This window comes from Methylomonas sp. MgM2 (assembly GCF_054172045.1).
Map to the genome: position 1 here is coordinate 1 of NZ_JBSYXO010000042.1, position 25,135 is coordinate 25,135.

The following is a 25,135-nucleotide window of genomic DNA, read 5'->3' on the forward strand; positions in this document are numbered from 1 at the left end:
GCCTTATTTACCACGCTGACCAACGTCAATTTCAACGCCAGCCGTTTCGTGCAGCTGATCAAGGATACCGCCCAAACGCGCGATCGGCTGAAGGCCCGATATGCGGCGGTCAATCCGGCCGATTGCGCCGCGCTGGAAGCGGTTTCGGAGCAGTTGCAATGGCAGCCTGCAGCCAATGTACCCGGCCTACTGGTACAAGCCAGACTGGCGGCGATCAATTTAGATGCGCAACAGCTGGGCGAGGATATCATCGGTTTGCGGGCGATGCTGTTATACGGGATCAAAGGCGCCGCCGCCTATTCTTATCACGCCTTGATGCTCGACTATCGCGACGCTGCCGTCTATGCCGGTTTCGAAGATGCGCTGGATTTTCTGGCTTCACATCCGTCGGATGCCGATCAGCTGTTAGCCTGGTGCCTGCGCATGGGCGAGTTGAACTACAACGTGATGGCGATGCTGGATGCCGCCAATACCGGCAGCCTGGGCGCCCAGGAAGTCAGCAGCGTCAATCTCGGCACGGTCAAAGGCAAAGCCATCCTGGTCAGCGGCCACGACATGCACGATTTGTTGCAACTCCTAGAGCAAACGAAAGATAGCGGTATCAATGTCTACACCCATGGTGAAATGCTGCCAGCGCACGCTTATCCGAGACTGAAAGCCTATCCGCATCTGGTCGGCAATTACGGTACGGCCTGGCAAAATCAACAAGCAGAATTCGCCCGGTTTCCCGGCCCCATCGTCATGACCTCCAACTGCCTGATCGAACCTGACAGTGCCTATCGGCACCGGATTTTCACGGCCGGACCGGTCGGTTGGCAAGGTTTGCGGCATATCGCGAACGGCGATTTTTCACCGGTTATCGAAGCCGCAAACGCACTGCCGGGATTTGCCGAGGATAGCGCAGGCCAGCATATCACCATCGGCTTTGGCCGTGACAGTGTCATGAGCGTGGCGGATAAAGTCATCGATGCGGTCAAATCCGGTGCCATCCGGCATTTCTTTCTGGTTGGCGGTTGCGATGGTGCTGCACCGGGACGCAATTATTTTACCGAAGTGGCCGAGCAGGCGCCGGACGATACCGTGGTGATGACATTAGGTTGCGGCAAGTACCGTTTCAACACCCATGATTTCGGCGAGATCGGCGGTATTCCGCGGCTATTAGATATCGGTCAATGTAACGACGCCTATTCGGCCATTCAAATTGCCGGCGCCTTATCCAAGGCTTTCGATTGCGAAGTTAACGATTTACCGCTGTCGTTGATGATTTCCTGGTTCGAACAAAAAGCGGTCGCTGTATTGCTGACCTTGTTGGCCTTGGGCATACGCGGCATTCGCCTGGGGCCGACTTTACCGGCTTTTCTGACACCGGCATTATTGGAAAAACTCGGCGAAGCCTTCGATTTAAAGGCGACCGGCAACGCGGCCGACGACCTTCAACAGGCGCTACGTGTCGCCGCTTGAAGTCCGGAGTCATCATGTCCGAATATCAAATTACCCTGACGACGCGGGATGGCCATGATTTAAGCTTTGGCTGTAACGAAGATTGCGACGTCGTCAGTGCGGCCGAGCAGGCGGATATCAAGTTACCGTCCCTGTGCCGGGACGGCGCTTGCGGCGCTTGCGTCGGCCATTGCGACAGCGGGGATTACGGGCTGGGTTCAATCAACCGGACTGTGCTGTCCGATGAAGCCGTGGCCAAGGGCCAGGTGCTGATGTGCAGGACCTACCCGAAACAGGATTTGTCTATCAGCGCGCCTTACGATTACGCCCACATCCGTTTTGGTAAGGAGCGGATCAGGCAAGCGACCGTCACCGGTTTGGAAATAATCGCCGAACGTACGGTGCGATTGATGCTGATGCTGGTCGATGATGCTGCCGGAAAGGCCGTGGAATTCGAGCCGGGGCAATGCATGGAATTGGAGATCCCTGGCACCGGAATTCGCAGAGCCTATTCTTTGGCCAATACCGGCAACTGGCGCGGCGAAATGGAGTTTTTGATTCGCCTGCAGCCGGAAGGGAAGTTTTCCGGTTATTTGAGTCAACAGGCAAAGGTCGGGCAGGTTTTGAACGTTTACGGTCCTAACGGCGCATTCGGCTTTCAGGCCGATAGCTTCCGCCCCGCCATTTTCATCGCCGGCGGTACCGGTTTGGCGCCTTTTCTTTCCATTTTGCGCCGCATGGCGGAATGGGGCGAAGACAGGCCGATACATTTATTATTCGGCGTTAACCGGGAAGACGAATTGTTTTGTGCCGACGCATTGGAACAACTACAGTCGCAATTACCCGGTCTCACGTACACGCTTTGCGTCTGGCAGTCGAAAAAGGATTGGCAAGGCGGCTTCCACGGCACGCCGGCCGATGCCTTGCAAAAATACCTAAGGGATCATCCGGGCGAATACGACGTCTATTTATGCGGACCGCCGCCGCTGATTGCGGCGGCCACCCAAGTGGCTCTCGCATCCGGAATCGATGAAGCCGTCATTTATTCGGAAAAGTTCGCTTAGCCGCCATATCCTTGCTCATCCTAAGGCTTAATTCGGCCGAAGATTTCATCCCTTCGGCCATTATTATCACAAGATCGATCGGGTAACGGGCGTTAAGCGCGACGCTTACCCGATTGCAATTATTTGAATTTTGTTTCTAAAAAAATAATGCGCTATTTTCCAGAATGACGCGTGCGTGATTATGCTGTTCGTCTTTCGCGGCGTAGACCAGCGTCACCTTACCCTTGTCCAGTTGTTCCTTTAAGCGCTGAATCGGTTCAAGATTAGCATTGAGCTCCGCCAGATAGCGTTCTTTGAAGGCTTCCCACCGTTCCGGATTGTGCCCGAACCATTGCCTAAGTTCGGTGCTCGGAGCAATGCCTTTCAGCCATAGGTCGATATGAGCTTGCGCTTTTGTCAAACCCCTTGGCCACAGGCGATCGACGAGTACACGCACGCAACTTTGCGAAAATTTATTTTGCTGAACTAAAGGAGATGGCGCTGGATCCTCCGCTACCAAGCGATGTGAAGAACTGTATTCATGGATGAGCGGCATCCTCGGTGGCGCATACAATTACTTCCTGCAGCAGGCCACGGCCATGGCGCAACTAGTGTAACGTCCCCGACTTTTCTTTAGATCTGAAACCATGCCATTCAAGGCACGCTTGAATCGACGCAATGCCTATTTGCTTGATATTTAAAGACCTCGGCATAACTAAGGTTTTGTAAGGGACGTTACACTAGCGCAGTATCAACTGGCTTTCGAATGCCAGGAAACGCCGCCGGGCTTCATCAAGGTCGATTACTGGGATGCCTCCGATGAAACGACTCAGCCTGCCAACGACCAAAGCAAGCAACCCGACCGCCAAGGATTGACGGGCTCGGTTCGGCTGTTGCAGGACATCACCCGGTTCGACGAGTTCGCGTTCGAGACGAACCGGCGCAAGCTGCAACTGGCGGCGACCTTCTCGCTGCCAAGACTGTTCCCGGTGGAGATCCAACGCTTCCGCGAAACCGACCGACTGCCTTTCGTCACGCCCATGACGCTGTTCGACCAAGGTTTCCCGGGTCATTACCTGCGCCTGATCAAGCGCGTCAGTCTATCGATCGTCTCCCTGGTTCCGCTGACACGAGGCGTCCGCGCCACTCTGATGGCTTCGGGCAATTTCCCGTGTGGTGGCCGGCGGCGACACGTTCCAGACCATCATCGTGTAGCGCGATCAGGAGCAGATCGCCCAGCAACGCCACGGGTTGCTGGAACTCGAACCGGACGCGGGAATGCTGCGCCCCTTCGAGAGCATGGGGGTGGGCACGAACTGGGAATTGCAGCTTCCCAAGGCGGCCAATCCCTTCGACTTCCGACCATTGCCGATGTGCTTTTCACGGTGGAATACACCGCGTTACAGGATTTCTCCTATCGAAAACAGGTGATTCAGCAATTGAGCGATACCGTCAGCGCGGCGAGTATCTTCAGTATTTGCGACCAGTTCACGGATCAGTGGTATGACTTGCATAATCCCGAGCGCGTGGCAGCACCCATGACCGTCAAGTTCGCGCTGACGTCCGACAGCTTTCCATCGAATCTGGATGATCTGCGCATTCAGCAGGTACTTTTTGCCGTGGTTCGCGCTGTGGGCCATGCTTTCGAGGTCGGCGCTACACAACTCATGCTGACGCCACAAGGCGAAACGATAGCGGTGGGTGGCCCGGTGGGGGCGCCGTCGATGGTTTCGTCAGCACCCGTCGAGGCAACGGCAGCACATGGCTTCCGCTCATCGGCAAATCACCGGCCGGTGCATGGGAACTCACACTACCTAATACGGAGGAGATGAAAAACCGACTCAAGAATGAGGAAATCGACGACCTCATTTTTGTGCTGACTTATGAGGGTCGCACGCCAGCATGGATTGAGTAATCGCATGAGTTCTAATTGGTCTTCATTTGAACTGGAGAAATCTCGCTTTCAACTACTCACGATTGTGATTGCGGGTATCTTACGACCACGCCCCGACCCCGTCCAATATCCGGGATGATTCACGTTCGTGATTCGAAAATTGTTTAATCATAGCTGGTGCATTGGAATCTCACATGGCAATGAAACCGGAAAACGTCGCTCCGTTTGGCCGCTCGTTGAATGAATATGAAAAGATGCGCGGAGGCATTAAAATGCTGGCGATCGAACACACGGCTAACCCGTAACCTGAGACTGGTTTGTGCCCGAATTAGAAAAAACCATGCATGTCCTGACGATAGAAAAACAAATCCGCATCGCCGCGCCGGCCGGCAAAGTATTCGATGCCTTGACCGATCCGGAGCAAATTATTCAATATTACCCGGTCAAATCTGTCACGTCCAGCCAGGAAGTATCCGGCGCCATCCTCTTCAAAGGCGATGTGTATGGTACGCCATTTACCGACTACGGGATGATCGAAATCCTCGATCGGCCTCAACGCTTTAGATACCATTACTGGAGCGACAATCACGGGATAGCGGATACACCGGAAAATCGCATGGTTATTGATTATCAATTGAGCAGTGATGGTGATGATACGGTCCTGACGCTGACCCATTCGAATTTGCTCAGTGCCGATCGTCAAGCGATGATGACTCAAGTCTGGGATTTCCTGCTGGGAAGCCTGAAAAACTACGTCGAAAGCGGAGCCCGCTAGTCCCGCTCCGTTCTACCTAGATAACGCTATCAGTAGATCAAGGTTTCAAAAGTCGGGGTAATCGCGATGCCTCCCCAAAACCAATTGTCCCCAAAGACCGTTCGCATAACGGCACTTGGCGAAACCGTGGACCGTTGAGCCATCGTGCCGAAACCGGCGCGTCTGTAGCTTCCCATGTCGGCGATCTCAGGCCGCGATCAAATGCCCTCCTGCAGGAGGGCGAAAACGGGCCACTTTCCGAGTATCGTCAGCAACACAGGAGATATAGGTTTTCTTGAAATACCCAGATTGGGCATTGCTAACCATGCAAGCAGAACCTAGCCTGTAGATCGGCTTAATTCAACATTGGGCCTTATTCACAGAAACAAGCGTGGCGTGGCGCAAGTCCTTGACGATCGTTTCGCAACTTAAGCCGTTGTAAACGATTGTCGAAGCCTTTTACCGCCATGCTCGCGCCCCACGTAGCAAGCGCGAAAGGAGAATGTTATGAGAAACCGCATTTTACCAACGACTCAAACCATACGCCGGCTGTTGCCGCTCGCCTGCGCCGCACTAACGATATCGGTCAAGGCCTCGTTGGCCTTAGCCGACTGGGTTACGCCGCCACCGGTACCGACCGACATTCAGGTGCCGGCGGGGAACAGGCCGTTCTTGCAGGGTCATGCTATAGGCACCCAGAACTATATCTGCCTGCCTGACGGTACGGATTTCAAATTCGTGCTGTTCACGCCGCAGGCCACGCTGTTCGACGAGGACGGCGAGCAGATCATCACCCACTTTTTTAGCCCCAATCCTGATTCAAAGGAGGCTGGAACGATCCGCGCCGCGTGGCAATACCGGGATTCCAGCACGGTCTGGGGCGCGGTCGTCCCTCCACCGTCTTCCGATCCGAATTTTGTCGACCCGGATGCGATTCCGTGGTTGCTGGTCGAGCGTAAAGGCTCGGCGGATGGCCCAACCGGCGGTCATAAGTTGACCGGGACTACTTTCATCCAACGTGTTAATACGTCTGGCGGCCTAGCGCCGGAGACGGGATGCGAATCGGAAGCCGATGTCGGCGCGAAAGCGTTTGTCCCCTATACAGCCGACTACATTTTCTACAAGAAGGCCCGCAAATATGATGGGTACGGATCATCCGACTGAGAGAACCGTAGCGAAGGGCAACGGGCGAGATAATTGTCCGTTTCGCCCCTTAATACTAACGATACCACCGATATTTGAGAGTGCTGCAAAATCCAAATAGGGTTGAATACAAGGTGACCCAAACTACGTTTTGGCTTTTACGACAGCCTCCATTAGAGAGAAGCAGAAATGATTAAGCAATATTTGATCTTAGCGCCGAATGCCACCAGGCATTTTCAGATGCTTCGCCTTGTGTCGCGCACCTGCGTGGCGGCTATTTTATTCACGGCAAATGCCGGCTTGGCCTCAGCCGAATCCGCTAGCAAGCATGATTTCGAATTCATCAACGTGGCCGACTCGACCCAGGGCTTTTCGAATTTCGAACCCTTTCCGGCCATCAATAACAAAAGTGCCGTGGCATTCGTCGCCACGCGGAGCGATACCGGGCAAAGCGTTTTTCGATCGCGCAACGGCAAGGTGGATGCCATCGCATCCGAACAGGATGGTCTGGATTTTTTTGGTAATGCGCCAGCCATCAATGCCCGCGGGGTGGTGGCTTTCTCGGCTAGAACGAATTCCAACTCGCGCGCCATTTTTACCGGCGATGGCCGCTCCATAAAGCTGATCGCCGATTCGAAAATCAAAAGCTTGTTCAGTATCGGCATCGGGTCTCCTTCCATCAACGCTTCGGGGACGGTTGCCTTTTCGGCGGTACTCACCGAGAACGGCCGCGCTGCCGGCTCCAGTATATTTATCGGCCAGGACGGTGATCTGAGCACGGTTTTGAACACCTCTGCTTCGGATTTCGTTGCATTTCGAAATGTAGGGATCAATGACGCGGGAAAGATCGTTTTCAGTGGGACGCGTTCAAATGGAAACGATGGAATATTCACGGTGCGTGATAGGCTAAGAACGATCGTGGATACTAGTACTGATCCCGAATTTATGGAGTTTGGCGATCCGGTCATCAATAATCGAGGCACGATCGCCGACGTGGCCTACCTATCCGACGGTGTAGAGATCATTACTGGTAACGCCGGTGCCGTCACGGCTGCGAATGGCGCCGGTGATCCTGCTTTCACCAACGCCGAGCATCCATCCATCAACAACCACGGCGCGGTCGCTTTCTATGCATTTCCGTTATCTGATCCAAACGATCCAACGGGTATTTTCCTGAAAATGCCCGAGGGTAATGCATTGATTCCGATCATCCAACCCGGGGATTCCTTATTTGGCTCTACCGTCATAGCTGTCGATCTGGGCCGGTTTGCGCTAAACGACCGGTTCGAGGCGGTTTTCCAGTACGCGTTGACGGATGGGCGGACCGGTATCGCGATTGCGGCCTTCCACGGGGAGAAGGAACGCAACGGCCTGGAGAATTAGTTCAGAACACGAAGAAACCGGGGTAGAGAATTCTCTCGGAATACTCTCTTTAAGGAGGCCGAAGCGCCTGATTTGCTCTGTTACGCCGCTGACATCGATATGGCGGCCGATTGGATGTAGGCAAATCGGTAAAGTGGTTTTCGATGCCGCATGGTGTTGAAAACTCATTTGTTTAGTTAGAGTACGGAGCCTTTATTTTCAGCCGCTCCTATTTTCAAGAACAAGCAAAAACGCAGGCCGGATAATCCGGTATTTTCGATCGTTGCGGAGACTTTTTACCGGCCTACGGCTGGTTCGGACCCTTTATCGGCTCTTGAGATCGATGTCTGCGGTAAACGACTTCAAGTACACGAAATTCATAAACTTTTTTGGGAAATGCAAATGTCTAAAAATCTTCAAATTGATACGAGCGTGAACGCAAATGCTCAGTCCGTGAAAGATCAGAACGGTGGAACGACATCGCTCGCCTTGTCGACCGATAAGGTCGGAATTGGCACGGCGAATCCGTCGGCTAAGCTCGAAATTGTAGGTGACTGGACGGGCGAAGAAGGAGCACTTCGACTCGCAGGTGACAAACCGACTATAAAGTTTTCCGGAAAGGAGATTTCCGGTAATCAATCGTGGATTCTCCACGTGGGGAGTAACGGACCAGGAAATTTTGAATTCTTTAGAAAAACGGGGCCATCACAATGGAGTGACGTGATGGCCCTCGCTGCAACGGGAAACGTAGGCATCGGGACGACGAACCCCGCTCAGAGACTGACTTTGGGCTCCGGAAATGTGTCGCTACCCAACCCAAATGCCGGAATCGATGGAAATTTGTATTTCGGCGGGGTTACCGATAATGGAGAGATTGGCATGCGTCTGTTCGGAGGCAAAATCAATGAATGGCTTCAGTCAGGATTTATTGACGTTCGCGCTGGTACACTAGCAGACGGACTCAGAATTCGTGTCGATACATTTAACGGTGGTACGGAGCGTATGCGGGTTACCGCTTCCGGCAATGTCGGCATCGGTACGCACGACCCGTTACACCTGCTGCAAATCGGCGGCGGTTTCGACGGCCACCTCGGTTTTGGTGGGTCAGAAGGATCACCGAATGCTGGGTATCTTCGATTCGGCGATAACACGGGGTGGAAGTTTCACATTGCCCGCGCCAGAGAAAGAAGTGCTGGGCCAATCAACAGCGGAACGACAGGGTCGCTCGTCACCTTTCAGGACAATGGCAACGTCGGCATCGGCACGACAGCGCCAACTGAAAAGCTTGAGGTCAACGGCAGTATCAAGGTCAGCGGTGACATCCTTCTCGCCAACGCCGATTGCGCGGAAGATTTCACCATTGGTACCGACTTGGCTGTTGAACCAGGAACCGTCATGATCGTTGGCGCAGAAGGGGCGCTGTTCCCATGCTCGCAAGCTTACGACAAAAAGGTCGCGGGTGTGGTGTCAGGCGCAGGGGATTACCAGCCGGGTATCGTATTGGACAAGCAACAGTCCGCGAGCAACCGGCAACCTATCGCTCTGCTCGGCAAAGTTTATTGCAAGGTCGACGCGAAATACGGCGCCATCGAAATTGGCGATTCGCTGACGACCTCGCCGACGCCGGGCCATGCGATGAAGGTGGAAGAGCCGCTCACCGCGCTGGGTGCGATGCTTGGAAAAGCGCTGCGTCCGCTCAAGGGGGGCCAAGGCCTGATCCCGATATTAATCGCCCTGCAATAAACCCCATTGGCCAATAGGAGCAATATCATGATGACCAGCGTCCGTGACACCCTAAAACTGGCGGGAAAAGCCGGCAGCATCAAACAATTGGCGCATCAGCGTAATGCGGCATTTCCGCTTTCGTTGCGAGCGTTTGTCGGCGCCCCGCCGCCCGGCCGTATCCGGAGAAAGTCGATCTCGCTGGAGGTTCTACAGCGAAAATCCGACGAGATATTCGATATTAGAACACAGCAATTATTCAAAATCAGGTTACATAACGTTGGAGGAGGGGATCACCGCCATAGTACGCTGACGGTATATCAAGATGCAGGATATCAAGAAAATGGCCAAGAGGTGTACAACGTGCTAGCTGGTTACCCAAAGGATCTCGGCCAACTGAGTTCTCAGATTTCGGACTATCATTTTAACGATTTGAATACCAGTAAAATTCTATCGCCCGACTTCATTCCCGGCAATCCGCTGACTTTAAAGATACTGATCTATTTCGAGATCAAAGGCGAAGAACTTGTAATCAACAACCTGCCGAACGCCAACTTTACGGCTTTTAAAATTGAAATACAGTTCAAGTTCAGGTTAGACAAAGACAATAACTTGCTAGTAACGGAAAGAAGCCTGATCAAACCGGACGTAGCAACAGACGCAGCGCCGGTATATCGCAGGGTGGTCGAGAACAATATCGAAAGTGGTATGCGGGACAAGATATACAACACTTTATATGACGTCGACAAGATTACCGGGGAAAGTCGCATTCAGGCACTGAATCGTACGCTTAAACGGATGCTGATCGGCGGCGAGTTTCAGGTGACCGCGGTTTCCAGCGACACCGAATCGCTGTTTATCGATTACATCGTGCCACTGGATCAGGTCGAGCCCTTCCTCGAAAACCCGCAAGAGCCGCTGGAACCAGGCTTGTTGGCCAATATCGATCACATCGTGGTGCTGATGATGGAAAACCGCTCCTTCGACCACATGCTCGGCTACTTGAGTAAGGAGGGCGATAATGGGGGTATCATCCACACCAATATCGACGGACTGAAAGGCGGCGAAAAAAACCGTTACAAGGCGCGCGACTATCCCTCTTTCCCGTTGTCGGACACCCGCTTCATCGAAAGTCCTCCGCATAGCCATGGGCCAGTGGAGAGTCAAATCAACGGCGGCAAGATGGACGGATTTGTCGCCGCCTTTGCCGAGCAATATGAGGATACAGGCACCGATCCAGGGCGAATCATGGGTTATCACACCAGCGAGCATGTGCCGGTTTACGATGCCTTGGCAAAACATTTTCTAATCTGCCAGCGCTGGTTTGCGGCACATCCCGGACCGACGTTCTGCAATCGCTTCTATACGCTGACGGGTCGGCTCAACCGTAATTCATCTGAACTATTCGAGACTGACAATCCGCATGGAGCGGAATTTAGACCGGTTGCCACCCGGACGATCTTCGATCATCTGAGCGAAAACGGCGTCCCTTGGCATTACTACGAAAACCGCTATTGTTTCTTGCGCCTGTTCGAACGCTACACCTTCGACAACGAAGCGATAGTGGATTTCAACGATCCGGTGAAGGGATTCGAGGCCAGCGCGCAGGCGGGCACATTGCCCCCCGTGTCGTTCATCGACCCTAATTTTGTTGACGAGGCTGACGACGGGGACAATGACGACGGCGCGCCATCCGATATTCGGGCCGGTCAGCATCTGATAGGAAGGATCGTCAACGCAGTGATGCATAGCCCGAAATGGAACAAGACCATGCTCGTCATTACTTACGACGAGCATGGTGGTTTCTACGATCATGTGAATCCGTTGGCGTATTCGGAGAAAGCTAAACCGGTATCGGGCATCGATCGCTACGGTGTCCGGGTGCCGACCTTCGTGGTGTCGCCGTGGGTCGATCCGGGCGCAGTCAGCGATGTCGTGTTCGACCACACATCGATTGCTAAAACCATCGCCCGTCGCTTCATGAGCAAAAATCCGCCGGACATGGGCGAACGCGTGGCGGCGGCCAACGATCTATCGATGATATTGCGTGTTAGTCCGCGGCAGGACGCGCCAAGCATTCCAATACCGCCTTCACCGGAGCGAAACACCGCTTTTGCAAGGCTAGCGGTGACCGAGGCGGATGCCGATGATTTCAAAACGATCATGCGGACCCTGCAGGCCAAGTATCCTGTTCGCCGATGAGGACGTTTCGCCAGTATTGACACCGGCGACGCACGTCTGGTCGACGGTTTGAGCTGGGACTTCTCCAAACTCTACACCACGGGCGAAATCGGCGTCGCAGCGGTACCACTGCCGGGCGCGGCTTGGCTGTTCCTCGGCGGATTACTGACCGTGCTGAGGTTTAAGCGAAACAGCAGCGCAGCACATCCGATTTGATACGCGTGCGGGCGGTGCCAATCTCGGACGGAGCCGCCCGATTTAATTCAACGTAACGACCGAACCACCCTGGCCGCCGTTCGCCTCGCGGTTTAAGGCTAGCAACTTCGGCAGCAATTCTTCGCGCTGATGGATATCCAGTTTAAGGTAAATCTTGCCAATGTGATCCTTGAGCGTGGTCGGTTTAATATGCAGTCGGCTACGGATCTGTTCCAGTGCCAGGCCCTGTGCTAACCAGAGGGCGACCTCTTTTTGCGTCGGCGATAACGGAGACACTCGCACGGCCCGCAAGATTTTCAAAACCAGCGGTTCCCGGTGCTCGATGGATATACCGATCAAACCGTCGGGCTGCGGATGATAGCCTTCCAACCGGTAGGCGCGGAATATAAACAGCCCCATCGGTCCTGTATGGCAGTAAGCAGGAGGCGGTACGTCTTGACCCAACTGGATAGCCCTGATGTTGGCGCATAATAGGAGTAGTCTTTCCATCAACTGGTCTTGTCCAATGCCCATCCTCTCGTTCAGGCTTGGGCTGCATGCGGCGGCCATCAAGTGCTTCGCTTCCGGGCTCTGAAACAATACTTTTCCGCCGATATCCATCACTAGCATACCCGTTGCGTCGATGTTCCCGTACTCGATCCTCTCATTGCCTGTTGCTTTCAACGCGTGCGAAACGTAGTTCGCCAGATGGTTAAGTAACTCCTGCTCGCGCCGACCGAACGGTTTTTGTTGCTTGGAGCGATACGAACACAGCATGCCCGCATGTTTGCCCTCTAACGTGACTTGAGTCCACAGCACGTGATGCATATCGAATGGTCGATAAACCAGGTTATACATATCCGACATATAGAAGCGCTCGTCTATCGCGAGGGGATTCGCCAGTACGTCATGTTTGGCAAACCACTGCCGGGTACGTGATTTTCGTTCCGGGTTAAAGTAAGCCGATACCACAGCCGGAATGAAATCAGCCTTGTCCGGCTCGGGTGTGCCGCACAAATGATATGTGGGATTGAATAGCGCATCGCCGCCGGAAAACGTATTGCTGTTCGATGGAATTGCATGAGGTAACGCGCGCAGAAACTCCGATACGACCAGTTCCTTGCGTAGCCCGGAGCAACACAGCTGGCGCAAATAGGGCAAGGCATGACTACTTTTCATCGGAGTCTGTTCTCATTGTCGATGGCGAGGAACTCGGAATGATGGGTGTAAGTGCATTCGCGGTCAAATAAAGTTCAAATGCCGATCGATTTTTAGGATTTTACGTATTACCGGCAAGCAACTTGGGTAATAGCTCCCCACGCTGCCGTATATCCAGCTTATGGTAAATCTTGCCAATGTGATCCTTGAGCGTGGTCGGTTTGATATGCAGGCGACTGCAAATACGTTCGTGTGCCAATCCGCGCGCCAGCAACAGGGTGACATCGCGTTGTGCTGGCGATAGCGGCAGGTCGCGCATCCAGCGCAGAAGTTTCAGGACCAATGGTTCGCGATGCTCGATCAGGATATCGATCAGACCGTCCGGCTCCTGATGGCAACCTTCCAGCCAGTAAGCACGAAATAGGAATTGGCCGTTTGGCCCGGTGTGACTGAAAGGCGGCGGTGGCAATTCATGGCTACGATAAATACCCTGGAGGTTACGGCACAGTTCGGTTAGCCTAACCAGCAGGCGGTCTTGCTGGCGTATTTCCGTCAATAACCTGGGATATCGGGCCATTGTCAGCAACGACTTCGCTTCAGGACTCTGATACAGCAAATCGCCTTGGGTATTCATGATCATCATGCCCGAACTACCGTCCGGACTAAGATCGAAGTCTACCTCGTTAGCGGCCCGATAGGCGTGAAACAGATAAGGCATCAAACGCATCGCGTGGGTTTGATCGCGGTCGTCAAACGGTTTCTGGTTGGGTGGTCGGTACAAACCCAGTACGCCCGAGCTCTCAGTATTCAATGGGATCGCCACCCACAGCACATGATGCATATCGAATTGCCGGTAAATCAGGTTGTACAAGTCAGTCAAATAAAACGACTCGTCCATGATTTTGGGATCTCTGACGGCTGTATGTCGGCTAAACCAGCTGGCGACGCTCTTGTTTCGAGCCGGAGTATGAAAATCGTCCGCGACAGCGTGAATAATGGCAGCCATGTCGCCGACGTCAAACCCGGAGATATGATAGTTCGGGCGCAACTGCTGATCGGTCACCGAAAAAGTATTGCTGTTGGAGGGTATCAGCAACGGCACCGCGCGCAGAAATTCGGCAATCGCAATTTCCCGGGTCATGCCGGAGCAACAGATTTGACGCAGATAGGCTAAGGCGTGATTTAGTTTCATCGTGTCATTTGGACATTAGCGATAATTTTCGACCGTTTGCTAGGGGGGGGCGGAAGTAGGCCGGGTGTTAAGTTTTCGGAATATTTGCACCAACAGCCAGAATCGGCCGCCGATACATCCAGCTCGCCTAATAAGCCTCAACGTGAAAGGCTTTTGAGAACACGGCGGACACCGTGGGAGATTTTGCCAGCGTAATGTTGTGATGTTCTCGAATCTGCTTGGCCGATAAATGCGCCTTGTCATGCGTAGTGTGCGCATCTGTGATAAGTTGTATGCGGTATCCCAACGCCGATGCATAACGAAGAGTAGAGTCCACGCAAAATTCGGTCGAATAACCGCAAATAATCAGGTTGTTCGTTCCCATGGACTTAAGCGTCGTTTCAAGATCGGTTTGGAGAAACGCGTTGGCCATGGTTTTGCGAATCTTGATGTCGCCGTCTTGCACTGTTAATTCGGACTGCAATTGCCAGCGATCGGTTGCGTACTCCAGGAAGCCGGGGTGTTCCGATTGTATAAAAATAATGGGCACACCGGCCGCTCTCGCTTGAGTCGTGATGCAATTGATTCGTTGGACCACTTCGTCCGCTTCATACGGCTGCGGATTGCTGTCGAATAATCCGCTTTGAACATCGATGACAAGCACTGCTGATTTCATGGACTAGGCGATGATTAGCTTTGGTCTAGGGTTTTATAGCTTAATTCGCCGACTCAAGACGAATCCGCCGAAAATAATCGGGCAAGTGTTCTTGGAGCAATTTGTCGATTTGGCTTGCCTTGGGCTGATATATATGGGGCCGCCGCGGATAAAGTCGATCGTTTACCCATGCCGTTGACCAGTGACTGGTCGTGGCGAGGCATTGCTTGACAAAATTCTCGAGTTCATAGCGTCGCTCCTGTTCCAGGCAGCCCGACACAAAAATATCCACATACGATTGCACGATGGGACGCAGCTCGTTCGCCGTGGCGACGGATTCCGGATGGTTCGCGTATATCCAGACTTGTCCTTGCGGTGTTGGCATTCCTGGCTTCAACAGGGTATAGCTGGCGTGTTCCACGGCTAGTCGGCAATAAAAAGACTCACGTTTGTCCATGACTGGAATGTCGTCGGCTCTGATTTTGTAGATCACAGCATTGAACTGTCCGACCGTGTCCGGGACGGCGCCTAAATACGTGGTGCTAAATCCGACGTCGATGCCTTTGGCAAACCAGCCGCGCCGGTAGCCGCTGACCGTTATCGGATAAGCTGCGTCAGAGTCCGGTACGCTACGCTGGCGCGATTCGTCTTGCATCAAGCTGCCATAGCCAATGATGTATTGGGCTTGCTTCGGATCGGGCGCGACATTGCAGTTGCTCGGCAAATCCGCCGCTAGTTTTTTCAGTTCCTCATCCACGGCAATGGTGTCTAGATCTAACGTCCGTGCTGTTGGTTGCTCCGATTGCCGGACGGCGATTGTTGGCTCGGCACACCCGGCACAGAGGGCAATTAACACTGGCCACGGAAACCTATGGAAACGTTTATAGTGCATAAATGTCTGCCATGCGCTCAACGGCATATCGGCGGCGCTAGATAATGTAAATCTAGAATCCTGAAATAATTGCCGCCCAATGCAATATTGCGAAACGCGGCGTCGTCAAGATATTGGTTGATTCTGCTGGTAACATCCAACTCTTCTCGATAGACCTCGAATTGCTTGTTACGTGAAGCTACAAAGTCCGTGCCGGGCAAAATACGGTCGGAATATTGATTGAAGAAACTGACATAACGATTTCTGGCTTCCGGTTTGCTGAAATAATTGTCATACAAAACCCGCCACGAGATATCCAGCAGCAGATTCGGGTATTTATCCAAAAAAGATTGCATGATCTGAATATGCTCGGCGGCATTCATCTTGGTTAATTCCTTTGATAATCCCATATGCGCCCAAATGATTTTATTGTCCGGATAGAGCTCAAGGACATAGGCCATTAACGGCAGATATTTTTTCGGCTCGGCATCATTGCCGAGGTCAGCATGAATATTAATAGGTATATTGCGTTCTCTTAGCAATGCCATGAATTCCGCCGATCGTTCAATGTTTTCTTTAGTAGCGGGCTGATGGCGATTATTGAGTAACGCTTGCTTGATCAAATTCACCTCGCCCATCCACTTAAACATTTTCGGATATTCCTTATCATAAACATGAATCATCTTGACTATACCCTCGGGATTGGCGAGGTCGGGAAAGGTCATGGATAAGGTTAAGTGCACGTTTTTGGGTTTCAGCTCAAGATAATTGGCGGCATTGGCAAAATCGTTCTTGATGCTAGGTAATGCCGGCGTGCCGGGACAGTCCAGGTAGTAGGTGCAGGAAGAATCCACGGGCAAAATCTGACCGATGCCGTACATATTGGCAAACAACACCCCAGTCTTGTTGAAGTATTCCGTCAACTCGGATAGCGGAATCGCTACTCCGCCGAACGGCCTGAAGTGCAGGTGTGAGTCCACTACGGCAGTATAGGGTTCCGTCTGGCGATCGTAACACTCGGTATTGCCTTGGCTGAAAGAAGACAAGGTCCGCTGACTGGTGCTGGCGCAAGCCGACACTAACAGCACCGTAATTACTAAGGTTGTTATGGTCGTGAAATTCATTCGGATATCCAGTTTCTTTTGTCAATGCTTCAACGTGCCGGACTAATCTAAAACGGAGCGTGTTTCGGAGTCAGTATAACCGTCAGATAAAGTGCATTTCGCCCTCCTGTAGAAGGGCGAAATTCGCTGCTACTTCGGGTAATGGCTTCGACAGCAAATTAGCGATCCGCAGAGGAAAACCAATAAGGTATGTCCCGTTTGATTAGAATCTTTTTTAACTGTTCGTTGGGATTCTGGGATGGATTTTTCAGCGTTTTTCTATTAGCGCGAGATTCAACCCTGATGTGGAAACGAACGATCCAGCCTGCTACTTCCCGCCGTCACAAAACTTGGACAAGTGCTATCCGAACTCCTAATTTGACTCGGCGACAGAGGCGCGCGCATCATGTATGGCCGAAGGTCAGGAGTTTCGGTAGCAGTTTATCGCGCTGATGAATGTCCAGTTTGAGGTAAATTTTGCCGATGTGATCCTTGACGGTAGTCGGTTTGATATGAAGGCGTTTCCCGATTTGCTCCGGCGTAAAACCTAGAGCCAGTAATTGAGCGACTTGCTTTTGCGTCGGCGATAGCGGCGACTCCCGCATGCAACGCAAAATTTTCAACGTCAGCGGTTCGCGGTGTTCGATAGACATGCCGATCAAGCCGTCCGGTTGCTGATCATAGCTTTCCAGCCAGTAAGCATGAAATAGGAATTGGCCGTTTGGCCCCGAGTGACTGAAGGATGGTGGCGGCAACGCGTGGCCACGATATATACCCTGGAGGTTACGGCATAATTCGGCTAATTTAGCCAGCAGGCGGTCCTGCTGGCGCATTTCCGTCAATAACCTGGGATATTGCGCCTGCACCAGTAATTGTTTCGCTTCCGGACTCTGGTACAGAATGGCGCCCTGGGTATTCATGACCAGCATGCCGGACCTGCCATCCGGGCTGAATTCGGGTGCGGCATCGCTATCGATGCGATAGGCGTGGGCGAGATACGGAACTAATCGCATGAGCTGAGCTTGATCCTGGCTTTGGAAAGCCTTTTGGCTGCGTGGCCGAAACAAACCAACGATACCGGTACTATTCTTGTTCAGCGGAATACGCATAAACAAAAAATGATGCATGTCAAATTGTCGGTAGATCAGATTGTATAAATCGGTCATGTAAAACGCTTCGTCCACGACCCTGGGGTGACTGATAGCGGGATACTGGCGGAACCATGTAAGTAACCGATGTTGCCGTTGTGGGCTATGGAAGTCGTTTAAAATCGGCGGAATAATGGGAGCTAAATCCGCCACGTCGAAGCCAGTTATGCTGTAGGTGGGACACAGTTGCTCCGAATAAAAGGTGAAGATATTGCTGTTAGACGAAATCAGCATTGGCAAGGCCTTGAGGAATTCAGCTATTGTTATTTCCCGGCTCAAGCCCGAGCAACAAATCTGGCGCAAATATGTCAAGGTGTGATTTTGTTTTATCGGAGTGGCCATTTGGGCTCCTCTGTTCTCAACATGACGCTAACCGATAACACCTCTGCTATTTTGCTCAACGTACGCCACCTCTTCTATGGGTGTATGGGGCGGAGATGACGTGCCACGCAGTTAGCGCTCCATAACTAGCAGTTTGGGCACCAATTCTTCGCGCTGGTGGATGTCCAGTTTGAGGTAAATTTTGCGAATATGGTCCTTAAGCGTCGTCGGTTTAATATGCAACCGCCGACAGATCTGCTCGAGCGCCACGCCATGCGCCAGCAACAGGGTGACTTCCTTTTGCACGGGAGATAACGGCGATTCGCACATTCTCCGCAGTATTTGCAGTGTCAACGGTTGTCGGTGTTCGACGATGATTCCGACCAGTCCGTCCGGCTGGCTATGGCGGCTGTCCAGCCAATAGGCGCGGAAGGTGAATTGTCCGTTTGGGCCGACCTGCGTGAATGACGGCGGGTGGGCGTCACGCCCGAGAAAAACGTTCAGCAGATTGCGGCAAAGCTCCGCCAGCTTTGCGTGCAGGCGATCTTGTCTGCGCGATTCAATTAAAAGCCTTGGGTAACGAGCTTGATGCAATATGTGTTTAGCTTCCGGGCTCTGGTACAACAGTTTGCCTTGGGTATCCATAATCAGCATACCCTGCTCACCATCTGGACCGGGTTCGAAATCGATGTCGGTTGGGGCTTGATAGGCATGAATGATATAGGGGCGTAGATACATTAGCCTGGCTTGATCCTGCTCATCGAAGGGTTTCTGGTGGTGAGTCCGGTACAAAGCCACTACGGCTGTGTATTTTGCATCCAATTCCACGGGAGCCCACAACACATGGTACATGTCGAATCGCGCATTGATCAGGTTGTACATATCGCTCTTATAAAACGCTTCTTCCATTACCCTAGGGTCTCTGATTCCTGAATACCGAGCAAACCAAGCCGCCGCGCGTCGGCGTCGTTCCAGTGTCAGGAAATCGGAAATGATCCCGGGGGCAATCGATGCGATGTCCGTTAGATCGTAGTCTGCTATAAGGTAAGCAAGTTGAAATCCATCTCGACAGACTGTAATGCCGTTATTGTGGGACGCAATTAATTTAGGCACGGTATGCAGGAATTCGCTCATCGCCATTTCCCAGCTTAAGCCGGAACAGCAGATTTGGCGCAGATAGGCCAAGGCATGACTCTGTTTCATAGCGTTATTGAGATATGAGCGTTTATTCTCGATCGTTGGCTGTCGTCCATTGTTGTTCCTAAAATTTGCCGCGATAATTTAGGGGCTGTTTCCATTTCGTTTCAAGCCTCTGAAATATAAAAGAAAATTAGAGTTTCATTGCTTCTAACAAAATCAATTACATCAATCACTTACAATGAAACCAACACGCCCTAGTCCTCTGAATATTGGCGTCATCAGTGTCGCCTAACGGCGGCGGGGCATTTTATGACTCCATCCCAAAATGCCCTCCGCTAGGAGGGCGAAACCGGATAGTTTTCCTTGTATTGTTAGCAACATCGAATTCACGTTTGGGTCTCTATGCCTAGAGAATAAACTGATTCCTGATTTTCTATTGTCTACCGTTCCCAGTCTTTCGGCAAGCCTCGACGGAACAAAATGATTAGCGAATTGGAGATAGCGTCGGATCAAATTTAGATGGCCGACCGGCGGGAATATAAGACGCCGCGTTGGCCGGCGACTTTTGAATTTTCAATATGTTGCATCCTGGAGACAAGATTATTTTAATTCTTTAATGAGGAGATACTCATATGAGCGCAGTCAATGCAGATGCTAATGGACAAAACAGTATTGCCGTAACCGGTAAAGCGACAGGAGATAATTCCACTGGTGTCTATGGTAACGCCGATTTCTATGGACTTTATGGTGAGGGTGGTGCCAACGGCCTTTATGCGCTGGGGAAGAGTTGGTGCGGCGTCGTGGGTTATAGCCAAAGCACTACCGGTGGCGTGGGCGTGTATGGTGAAAATACCGCCGGCGGTACCGGCGTTATGGGAAAAAGCTCGACTTGGCACGCCGTCGCGGGTTTTACCGATAGTTCGACGGGTGGCTATGGCATTTACGGAGAAGGTGCCGCAGGTGTCGCTGGCATCGGTAAGGCATGGATAGGGGTCTATGGCGAAAGCCATAGCACCAATGGTGGATCAGGTGTCTGGGGCGAGCATAAAGGCAACGGCACAGGTGTGTTTGGCCTCAGCAATAGCGGGATCGGGGTTTATGGCAAGGGCGGCAGATTAGCGGGTTACTTTGAAGGCGACGTTGAAATCACCGGTGATATTCGTATGCTGAATGCCGATTGCGCGGAAGATTTCGATATCTGCGAAACAGAAAACGTCGAAGCCGGCACCGTCATGGTTCTGGGCGAAGAAGGTGTTTTATACCCCAGCCAGCAAGCTTACGATAAACGCGTCGCAGGCGTCGTCTCCGGGGCGGGTCAATATAGACCCGGCATCGTGCTCGACAAACAGGACTCTGGCAAACTGCGTAAACCAATTGCGTTGATGGGCAAGGTTTATTGCAAGGTCGATTCGGCATACGGTGATATCGAGATCGGCGATTTGTTGACGACCTCGCCGACGCCGGGCCATGCCATGAAGGTTGGCGATCCGAACAAAGCCTTTGGCACCGTGATCGGCAAATCGTTGCGCCGGTTCAAAGCCGGTCGGGGACTAGTGCCGGTATTGATTGCCTTGCAGTAAATTTTGAGGCTAAACGAAGTGCAGAATCGCATCGCTTCACCGAATCCGGGCCACGCTATGCCAGCGTGCTGATTGATTCTGAGAAAGGTCGAGGGAAGAGGTGCATTTGTATTCAAGATGTCGATGGGCCATTTCCCGCAATAGCACCGAATACAACAACGCCTCGCGCAGGTTGCCTAAGATAGTGAGAATTTGTCTAAGTTGTTGAAAGTTCGAAGAAACGTAACCACTCAGGAGCAGAAAATGAAGAGTAAGAAGACGTCTATGTTGAATCTCGTGCACTCATCGGGAGGCATGCGCGGGGCCGCTGCCCTGCTCGCGGGCTTGATGATCGCACTGGCTGTTCCTGCTTCCGCCATGACGATTGGTATTAGCGATGGAATCCTGATTGCCGGCACGGAGCCCGACGACGGCAATCAAGTGTTTGAGCCAACGATCGTCGGTTCGAACCTTGTACTGCCCAGTCTGACCGCCGACATCGTCACGCCTGGATGTACCGGAGTTGGAACCATCACTTGTCCAATCGCTGGGTTCTTAGAACTGGTGATCCTGGGAGGCGAAGGCGACGACGTGATCGACCTCAGCAGCATCAATAGACTTACGTTTTCCATTATAGCACTGGGATTGGCCGGCAATGACGTGCTGATCGGTACGCCCGGCGAGGTCAATCTGTTCGGGGGGGAGGGAGACGACGTTATAGTACTTGCAAATGGCAACTGTGCCTCGCCCGGGCCCGGCGACGATCTCGTAATCCGATCACTACGCGCTGGATGTGCGATTGATGATGGTCCCGAACCGGTATTCGCACCGCTGCCCCGCCAGTTTGCCGGCGTGCCCGAACCCGGCGACTTTTGGTTGTTCGGGCTAGGCTTGGCGGCACTCGCCGCGACCCGAACGAGCTTCCGCAGCCAGCGTAGCTAGGCAGGGTACACTTTGCGTACCTTTCGACATTGATGGTACGCAGCATGGAATAGGGTCATCAAGGAATGCAGGAGAGTGGGGTCGGTCTTGGTTGCGGCTGGGCAATGTCGCACATTCTAGCGGGTGGAAATCCCGTCTCGGTAACTGCTAGCCACAGGCCGAGTGTCGAGCCTTGCAGGTCAGTTGGCAACAACTGGCTTGATGCGTAAGCACGAAAACAGGCGAGGAGCAATGGTAACGGATAAGGCCGACCGTGAAGGTGATAAGTCCCGAAATGACGGGTTGGAAAGGGCTGATGGTTTCAAGACGCCAGCAAGCAACAAGGCAATTAGCGCTAAGGCGAGCGGATTGTCTCCGCCCGGGATAGTTAGCCGTTTCGAGCCTGATATTAAGAATGTGCGGTAATCCAGGAGCTCCCTACGTTGGCGTTAACGAAAGTTAACGCACTTCCCGACAAGCCTAAACAGCAAGAAAGGAAGCGGTGGCGTATGGAAGTCGTAGGTTCCCATAGTAGCGATGAATGCGGGTAATGCCGCAGGAGCCAAGGGGGGCCGGTTTAAGATAACGATCAACGGAAACATACCCCGACACTGGGCGGACTCTGTGCATGACAACAACAATTGAACGTTTCACACAATGGGCGGAGGAGAATCCGCAAAGGCACTACACTGCGTTGATGGGGCTCTTGAGCAGTTCGGTGGAATTGCTGGCCTGCTTTGATGAGCAGCCCGGCAATAAAGCGTGCGGAATTGACCGGGTTAGCAAAGCGGATTATGAAGTTGACTTAGTCGCGCGGATTAACGCGTTATCAGGCCAACTGAAAAGTCTGGGCTATCGTCGAAGCCATCACGGCGTGTGTATATTCCGAAAAGCAATGGCAAGGTCAGACCGCTTGGGATACGGAGCTTTTAAGACCGGATAGTGCAACGGCAAATAACCAAGATATTGGAAGCGATTTTGGAACCGGAATTTAGGTGTTGCTCCTATGGTTTCCGGCGAAGCCGTAACGCTCATCAGGCTCTACCAAGGCTGTCCGAAGTAATCACCAATGAAAACACTCAATGGATCGTGGAGGCAGATATTAAAGGCTTCTTTGATAACGTCAACCACGATTGGCCGATGAAATTTCTGGAATACAGGATCAAAGATCCGATATTTCTGCGAATCATCAGGCGTTTTCTCAAAACCGGTGTGCCGGAAGATGGGGTTTGGCGGCATGACGATACTGGAACGCCGCAAGGTGGTCTGATTTCGTCGGTGCTAGCCAACACCTACCTGCACTACGTGCTCGATATCTGGTTTGAGCGCAAATTCGCCAAGGCGTGCCAGGGTAACGCTAAAATCGTCAGATATGCGGACGACTTTGTAGCCTGCTTCGCCCGTGAAGACGACGCTAAGCAGTTTATGACGGACCTGCAGGATCGGTTAGGCCAATTTGGTCTGGAAGTCGAGCCGAGCAAAACCGCCATACTCCGTTTTGGCAGTCAAGCGGTAACATTATGCTCGAAAGACGGCACCAAACGTCCGGCAACTTTTAATTTTCTGGGCTTCATCCACTACGTGAGCAGGAGTCGCAAAGGTCGGTTCATAGTGGGGCGCACGACGCAACGCGATCGGATCACCAAGAAACTTAAAGAGGTTAACCAGAAACTGGCACAGTTAAGCCAAAGGCGAAGCTGTAACTGGGCGAAGTTCAGCAAGGTGTTAAGGGCATGGATGCCATCGCTGCGAATCCAGCACAACTTATATCCCAAACCATTGTGGATGACTTAAACTGGGAGCCGGATGGTGTAACGCCCCAAGTCCGGTTCTGCGAGGGCGGTAGCGCGTAAGCGCTGCCGCTACTCTCCCATTCATGCATCGGGCCTAACACAGCTCGTCCGGACGCGCGGCAGGTTACGGGTTGTTCGTCATCTTAGCGCGTGCCGGTTAACTTGATAGATGGCTCCGCTTCGCGGAGCCATCGGGTCGAATAAGGAGCGCAGGCATTAATGAACGCAATACTACTTTTAAGGTATCGCCATCAATAGAATCAAGTCAGACGCTGAGGTGCTCCTTATTCTACCCGTTAGGCTCTCAGGAAAATTTAGAAATGCCATATGTAAATATCCAAATCCAGACTGTATTGAGATGTTTACGAATCGTGGGACGGGACAACTTGAACTGCTTCGCCAAGTCGCTTATGGTGACCTTCTCAACAAAATGCAGTTGCTTAATTTCGGGGATGACATCCATTTTTATCACTCCAGGTTTCTCCGGCAAAAAGCCGGTCATTGAACTACCTGGGGTGGAAACTTTTCAACGCTCTTTTCCCCAGGACCCTGGAAAGTTTTGCACGCCGTTTTGCAGCTGCGGGCCGCCGCTTGAAGTCCGGAGGCACTATGTCTGAATATCAAATTTCCCTGACGACACGGGATGGCCATGAATTAAGCTTTGCCTGTAGTGACGATTGCGGCGTCGTCAGTGCGGCCGAGCAGGCGGATATCAAGCTACCCTCCCTGTCGGGACGGCGCTTGCGTCGGCTACCCAAGTGGCTCTCGCATCCGGAATCGATGAAACGGCCATTTATTCGGAAAAGTTCGCTTAGCCGCCATATCCTTGCTCATCGCACGGCTTAAGACGGCCGAAGATTTCATCCCTTCGGCCGTTTTTATCACAAGATCGATCAGGTAACCGGCGTTAAGCGCGACGCTTATCGGATTGCCGTTTTTTGCATCTGGTTCGTTTAACTAACGAAATAATGCGCTATTTTCCAGAATGACGAGTGCGTGATTATGCTGCTCGTCTTTCGCGGCGTAGACCAGCGTCACCTTACCCTTGTCCAGTTGTTCCTTTAGTCGCTGAATCGGTTCAGGATTATCCTTGAGCTCCGCCAGATAGCGTTCTTTGAATGCGTCCCACCGTTCCGGATTGTGCCCAAACCATTGCCGAAGTTCGGTGCTCGGAGCAATGCCTTTCAGCCATAGGTCGATATGAGCTTGCGCTTTTGTCAACCCCCTTGGCCACAGGCGATCGACGAGTACACGCACGCCGTCCTGTGGTTCCGCCGGCTCATAGACGCGCTTGATCCTGATATTCATGAACAACCTCGCAATATGAATAGTTGTGAGTTCGTCGGCATTGGGTTGATTCATGAGCGAAGTCCGCTCACTTAAAATCATTTTAAAACCGTTGCTGGTGAGTATAGACTGGAATGGCGATACATCCGCTCGGCTTAAAATTCGGCAAAATTTCGATGCCGATTGATTCGCTTTGCGCGCTGAGCCGATCGGACCGGGTGTTTTGATGGCGACATAAAACCGAGTGCCTTTTGCACGGACTGGTGAAAAAATA

General features: G+C 52.4%; 22 protein-coding genes. 13 read left to right on the forward strand and 9 right to left on the reverse strand.

Annotated elements, in window-relative coordinates; translation table 11 throughout:
* Both hcp and ACW73I_RS20300 read left to right on the forward strand, forming a co-directional pair.
* A partial coding sequence (hcp, locus tag ACW73I_RS20295) for a hydroxylamine reductase (protein ID WP_458031322.1) occupies positions 1 to 1,461 on the forward strand: 1,461 nt, incomplete at its 5' end.
* Positions 1,462 to 1,475: 14 nt separating this feature from the next.
* Positions 1,476 to 2,504: an FAD-binding oxidoreductase gene (locus tag ACW73I_RS20300; RefSeq protein ID WP_458031323.1), complete on the forward strand. Its 1,029-nt coding sequence runs from the start codon at positions 1,476 to 1,478 to the stop codon at positions 2,502 to 2,504.
* 136 nt (positions 2,505 to 2,640) lie between these two features.
* Here the strand turns inward: ACW73I_RS20300 and ACW73I_RS20305 are convergent, their stop codons facing one another.
* On the reverse strand, positions 2,641 to 3,039 hold the full coding sequence (locus ACW73I_RS20305) for a DUF488 domain-containing protein (protein ID WP_458031324.1): 399 nt from the start codon (positions 3,037 to 3,039) through the stop codon (positions 2,641 to 2,643).
* A 235-nt stretch (positions 3,040 to 3,274) separates the two neighbouring features.
* On the opposite strand from ACW73I_RS20305, the gene ACW73I_RS20310 reads away from it, so the two are divergent.
* The 6 genes from ACW73I_RS20310 to ACW73I_RS20335 all read left to right on the forward strand — a co-directional run bounded on the left by ACW73I_RS20310 (position 3,275) and on the right by ACW73I_RS20335 (position 11,560).
* The gene (locus ACW73I_RS20310) at positions 3,275 to 4,315 is read left to right on the forward strand and encodes a Tc toxin subunit A-related protein (RefSeq protein WP_458031351.1); all 1,041 of its coding nucleotides are present in this window, start codon (positions 3,275 to 3,277) and stop codon (positions 4,313 to 4,315) included.
* Between the two features lie 381 nt (positions 4,316 to 4,696).
* Positions 4,697 to 5,152: an SRPBCC domain-containing protein gene (locus tag ACW73I_RS20315; RefSeq protein WP_458031325.1), complete on the forward strand. Its 456-nt coding sequence runs from the start codon at positions 4,697 to 4,699 to the stop codon at positions 5,150 to 5,152.
* Between the two features lie 486 nt (positions 5,153 to 5,638).
* Positions 5,639 to 6,295: a DUF3455 domain-containing protein gene (locus ACW73I_RS20320; RefSeq protein WP_458031326.1), complete on the forward strand. Its 657-nt coding sequence runs from the start codon at positions 5,639 to 5,641 to the stop codon at positions 6,293 to 6,295.
* Between the two features lie 168 nt (positions 6,296 to 6,463).
* Positions 6,464 to 7,657, forward strand: a complete 1,194-nt coding sequence (locus tag ACW73I_RS20325) for a DUF7453 family protein (protein WP_458031327.1) — start codon at positions 6,464 to 6,466, stop codon at positions 7,655 to 7,657.
* A 381-nt stretch (positions 7,658 to 8,038) separates the two neighbouring features.
* Positions 8,039 to 9,379 carry a hypothetical protein gene (locus ACW73I_RS20330; protein ID WP_458031328.1) on the forward strand — a complete coding sequence of 447 codons (1,341 nt, stop codon included), beginning with the start codon at positions 8,039 to 8,041 and terminating at the stop codon, positions 9,377 to 9,379.
* A 27-nt stretch (positions 9,380 to 9,406) separates the two neighbouring features.
* Complete coding sequence (locus tag ACW73I_RS20335) at positions 9,407 to 11,560, forward strand: alkaline phosphatase family protein (protein ID WP_458031329.1); 2,154 nt, start codon at positions 9,407 to 9,409, stop codon at positions 11,558 to 11,560.
* Between the two features lie 237 nt (positions 11,561 to 11,797).
* On the opposite strand, the gene ACW73I_RS20340 is transcribed toward ACW73I_RS20335, so the two are convergent.
* From ACW73I_RS20340 to ACW73I_RS20370, 7 genes are all read right to left on the reverse strand, one after another.
* Positions 11,798 to 12,913 (reverse strand): helix-turn-helix transcriptional regulator, encoded by a 1,116-nt coding sequence (locus ACW73I_RS20340; protein ID WP_458031330.1) that lies wholly within the window; start codon positions 12,911 to 12,913, stop codon positions 11,798 to 11,800.
* A 100-nt stretch (positions 12,914 to 13,013) separates the two neighbouring features.
* Positions 13,014 to 14,084 carry a helix-turn-helix transcriptional regulator gene (locus tag ACW73I_RS20345; RefSeq protein ID WP_458031331.1) on the reverse strand — a complete coding sequence of 357 codons (1,071 nt, stop codon included), beginning with the start codon at positions 14,082 to 14,084 and terminating at the stop codon, positions 13,014 to 13,016.
* Between the two features lie 127 nt (positions 14,085 to 14,211).
* Positions 14,212 to 14,739, reverse strand: a complete 528-nt coding sequence (locus ACW73I_RS20350; RefSeq protein WP_458031332.1) for a cysteine hydrolase family protein — start codon at positions 14,737 to 14,739, stop codon at positions 14,212 to 14,214.
* 40 nt (positions 14,740 to 14,779) lie between these two features.
* Positions 14,780 to 15,610 carry a gamma-glutamylcyclotransferase family protein gene (locus ACW73I_RS20355; protein ID WP_458031333.1) on the reverse strand — a complete coding sequence of 277 codons (831 nt, stop codon included), beginning with the start codon at positions 15,608 to 15,610 and terminating at the stop codon, positions 14,780 to 14,782.
* A 17-nt stretch (positions 15,611 to 15,627) separates the two neighbouring features.
* Entirely contained in the window at positions 15,628 to 16,713 is a 1,086-nt protein-coding gene (locus ACW73I_RS20360) for an amidohydrolase family protein (protein WP_458031334.1), read from the reverse strand.
* A gap of 383 nt (positions 16,714 to 17,096) precedes the next feature.
* Positions 17,097 to 18,182 (reverse strand): helix-turn-helix transcriptional regulator, encoded by a 1,086-nt coding sequence (locus tag ACW73I_RS20365; protein WP_458031335.1) that lies wholly within the window; start codon positions 18,180 to 18,182, stop codon positions 17,097 to 17,099.
* A gap of 111 nt (positions 18,183 to 18,293) precedes the next feature.
* The gene (locus ACW73I_RS20370) at positions 18,294 to 19,364 is read right to left on the reverse strand and encodes a helix-turn-helix transcriptional regulator (protein WP_458031336.1); all 1,071 of its coding nucleotides are present in this window, start codon (positions 19,362 to 19,364) and stop codon (positions 18,294 to 18,296) included.
* Positions 19,365 to 19,933: 569 nt separating this feature from the next.
* Here ACW73I_RS20370 and ACW73I_RS20375 point away from each other — a divergent pair.
* From ACW73I_RS20375 to ACW73I_RS20395, 5 genes are all read left to right on the forward strand, one after another.
* Complete coding sequence (locus tag ACW73I_RS20375; protein ID WP_458031337.1) at positions 19,934 to 20,881, forward strand: hypothetical protein; 948 nt, start codon at positions 19,934 to 19,936, stop codon at positions 20,879 to 20,881.
* 294 nt (positions 20,882 to 21,175) lie between these two features.
* Positions 21,176 to 21,802 (forward strand): hypothetical protein, encoded by a 627-nt coding sequence (locus tag ACW73I_RS20380; protein ID WP_458031339.1) that lies wholly within the window; start codon positions 21,176 to 21,178, stop codon positions 21,800 to 21,802.
* Positions 21,803 to 22,409: 607 nt separating this feature from the next.
* On the forward strand, positions 22,410 to 22,724 hold the full coding sequence (locus tag ACW73I_RS20385) for a hypothetical protein (protein ID WP_458031340.1): 315 nt from the start codon (positions 22,410 to 22,412) through the stop codon (positions 22,722 to 22,724).
* Between the two features lie 35 nt (positions 22,725 to 22,759).
* Positions 22,760 to 23,575: a reverse transcriptase domain-containing protein gene (locus tag ACW73I_RS20390; RefSeq protein WP_458031341.1), complete on the forward strand. Its 816-nt coding sequence runs from the start codon at positions 22,760 to 22,762 to the stop codon at positions 23,573 to 23,575.
* A gap of 608 nt (positions 23,576 to 24,183) precedes the next feature.
* Positions 24,184 to 24,420: a hypothetical protein gene (locus tag ACW73I_RS20395; protein ID WP_458031342.1), complete on the forward strand. Its 237-nt coding sequence runs from the start codon at positions 24,184 to 24,186 to the stop codon at positions 24,418 to 24,420.
* A 111-nt stretch (positions 24,421 to 24,531) separates the two neighbouring features.
* Here the strand turns inward: ACW73I_RS20395 and ACW73I_RS20400 are convergent, their stop codons facing one another.
* Positions 24,532 to 24,936 (reverse strand): DUF488 domain-containing protein, encoded by a 405-nt coding sequence (locus ACW73I_RS20400; protein ID WP_458031343.1) that lies wholly within the window; start codon positions 24,934 to 24,936, stop codon positions 24,532 to 24,534.
* Positions 24,937 to 25,135 lie beyond the last annotated feature (199 nt).

What these genes read in the sequence shown, in the direction of transcription:
- ACW73I_RS20300 (WP_458031323.1), top strand. Translation starts at nt 1,476, where the DNA reads ATGTCCGAATATCAAATTACCCTGACGACGCGGGATGGCCATGATTTA.
- ACW73I_RS20305 (WP_458031324.1), bottom strand. Translation starts at nt 3,039, where the DNA reads ATGCCGCTCATCCATGAATACAGTTCTTCACATCGCTTGGTAGCGGAG.
- ACW73I_RS20385 (WP_458031340.1), top strand. Translation starts at nt 22,410, where the DNA reads ATGACAACAACAATTGAACGTTTCACACAATGGGCGGAGGAGAATCCG.
- ACW73I_RS20380 (WP_458031339.1), top strand. Translation starts at nt 21,176, where the DNA reads ATGCGCGGGGCCGCTGCCCTGCTCGCGGGCTTGATGATCGCACTGGCT.
- ACW73I_RS20400 (WP_458031343.1), bottom strand. Translation starts at nt 24,936, where the DNA reads ATGAATCAACCCAATGCCGACGAACTCACAACTATTCATATTGCGAGG.
- ACW73I_RS20340 (WP_458031330.1), bottom strand. Translation starts at nt 12,913, where the DNA reads ATGAAAAGTAGTCATGCCTTGCCCTATTTGCGCCAGCTGTGTTGCTCC.
- ACW73I_RS20360 (WP_458031334.1), bottom strand. Translation starts at nt 16,713, where the DNA reads ATGAATTTCACGACCATAACAACCTTAGTAATTACGGTGCTGTTAGTG.
- ACW73I_RS20375 (WP_458031337.1), top strand. Translation starts at nt 19,934, where the DNA reads ATGAGCGCAGTCAATGCAGATGCTAATGGACAAAACAGTATTGCCGTA.
- ACW73I_RS20355 (WP_458031333.1), bottom strand. Translation starts at nt 15,610, where the DNA reads ATGCACTATAAACGTTTCCATAGGTTTCCGTGGCCAGTGTTAATTGCC.
- ACW73I_RS20345 (WP_458031331.1), bottom strand. Translation starts at nt 14,084, where the DNA reads ATGAAACTAAATCACGCCTTAGCCTATCTGCGTCAAATCTGTTGCTCC.
- ACW73I_RS20335 (WP_458031329.1), top strand. Translation starts at nt 9,407, where the DNA reads ATGATGACCAGCGTCCGTGACACCCTAAAACTGGCGGGAAAAGCCGGC.
- ACW73I_RS20395 (WP_458031342.1), top strand. Translation starts at nt 24,184, where the DNA reads ATGTCTGAATATCAAATTTCCCTGACGACACGGGATGGCCATGAATTA.
- ACW73I_RS20330 (WP_458031328.1), top strand. Translation starts at nt 8,039, where the DNA reads ATGTCTAAAAATCTTCAAATTGATACGAGCGTGAACGCAAATGCTCAG.
- ACW73I_RS20365 (WP_458031335.1), bottom strand. Translation starts at nt 18,182, where the DNA reads ATGGCCACTCCGATAAAACAAAATCACACCTTGACATATTTGCGCCAG.
- ACW73I_RS20350 (WP_458031332.1), bottom strand. Translation starts at nt 14,739, where the DNA reads ATGAAATCAGCAGTGCTTGTCATCGATGTTCAAAGCGGATTATTCGAC.
- ACW73I_RS20370 (WP_458031336.1), bottom strand. Translation starts at nt 19,364, where the DNA reads ATGAAACAGAGTCATGCCTTGGCCTATCTGCGCCAAATCTGCTGTTCC.
- ACW73I_RS20325 (WP_458031327.1), top strand. Translation starts at nt 6,464, where the DNA reads ATGATTAAGCAATATTTGATCTTAGCGCCGAATGCCACCAGGCATTTT.
- ACW73I_RS20320 (WP_458031326.1), top strand. Translation starts at nt 5,639, where the DNA reads ATGAGAAACCGCATTTTACCAACGACTCAAACCATACGCCGGCTGTTG.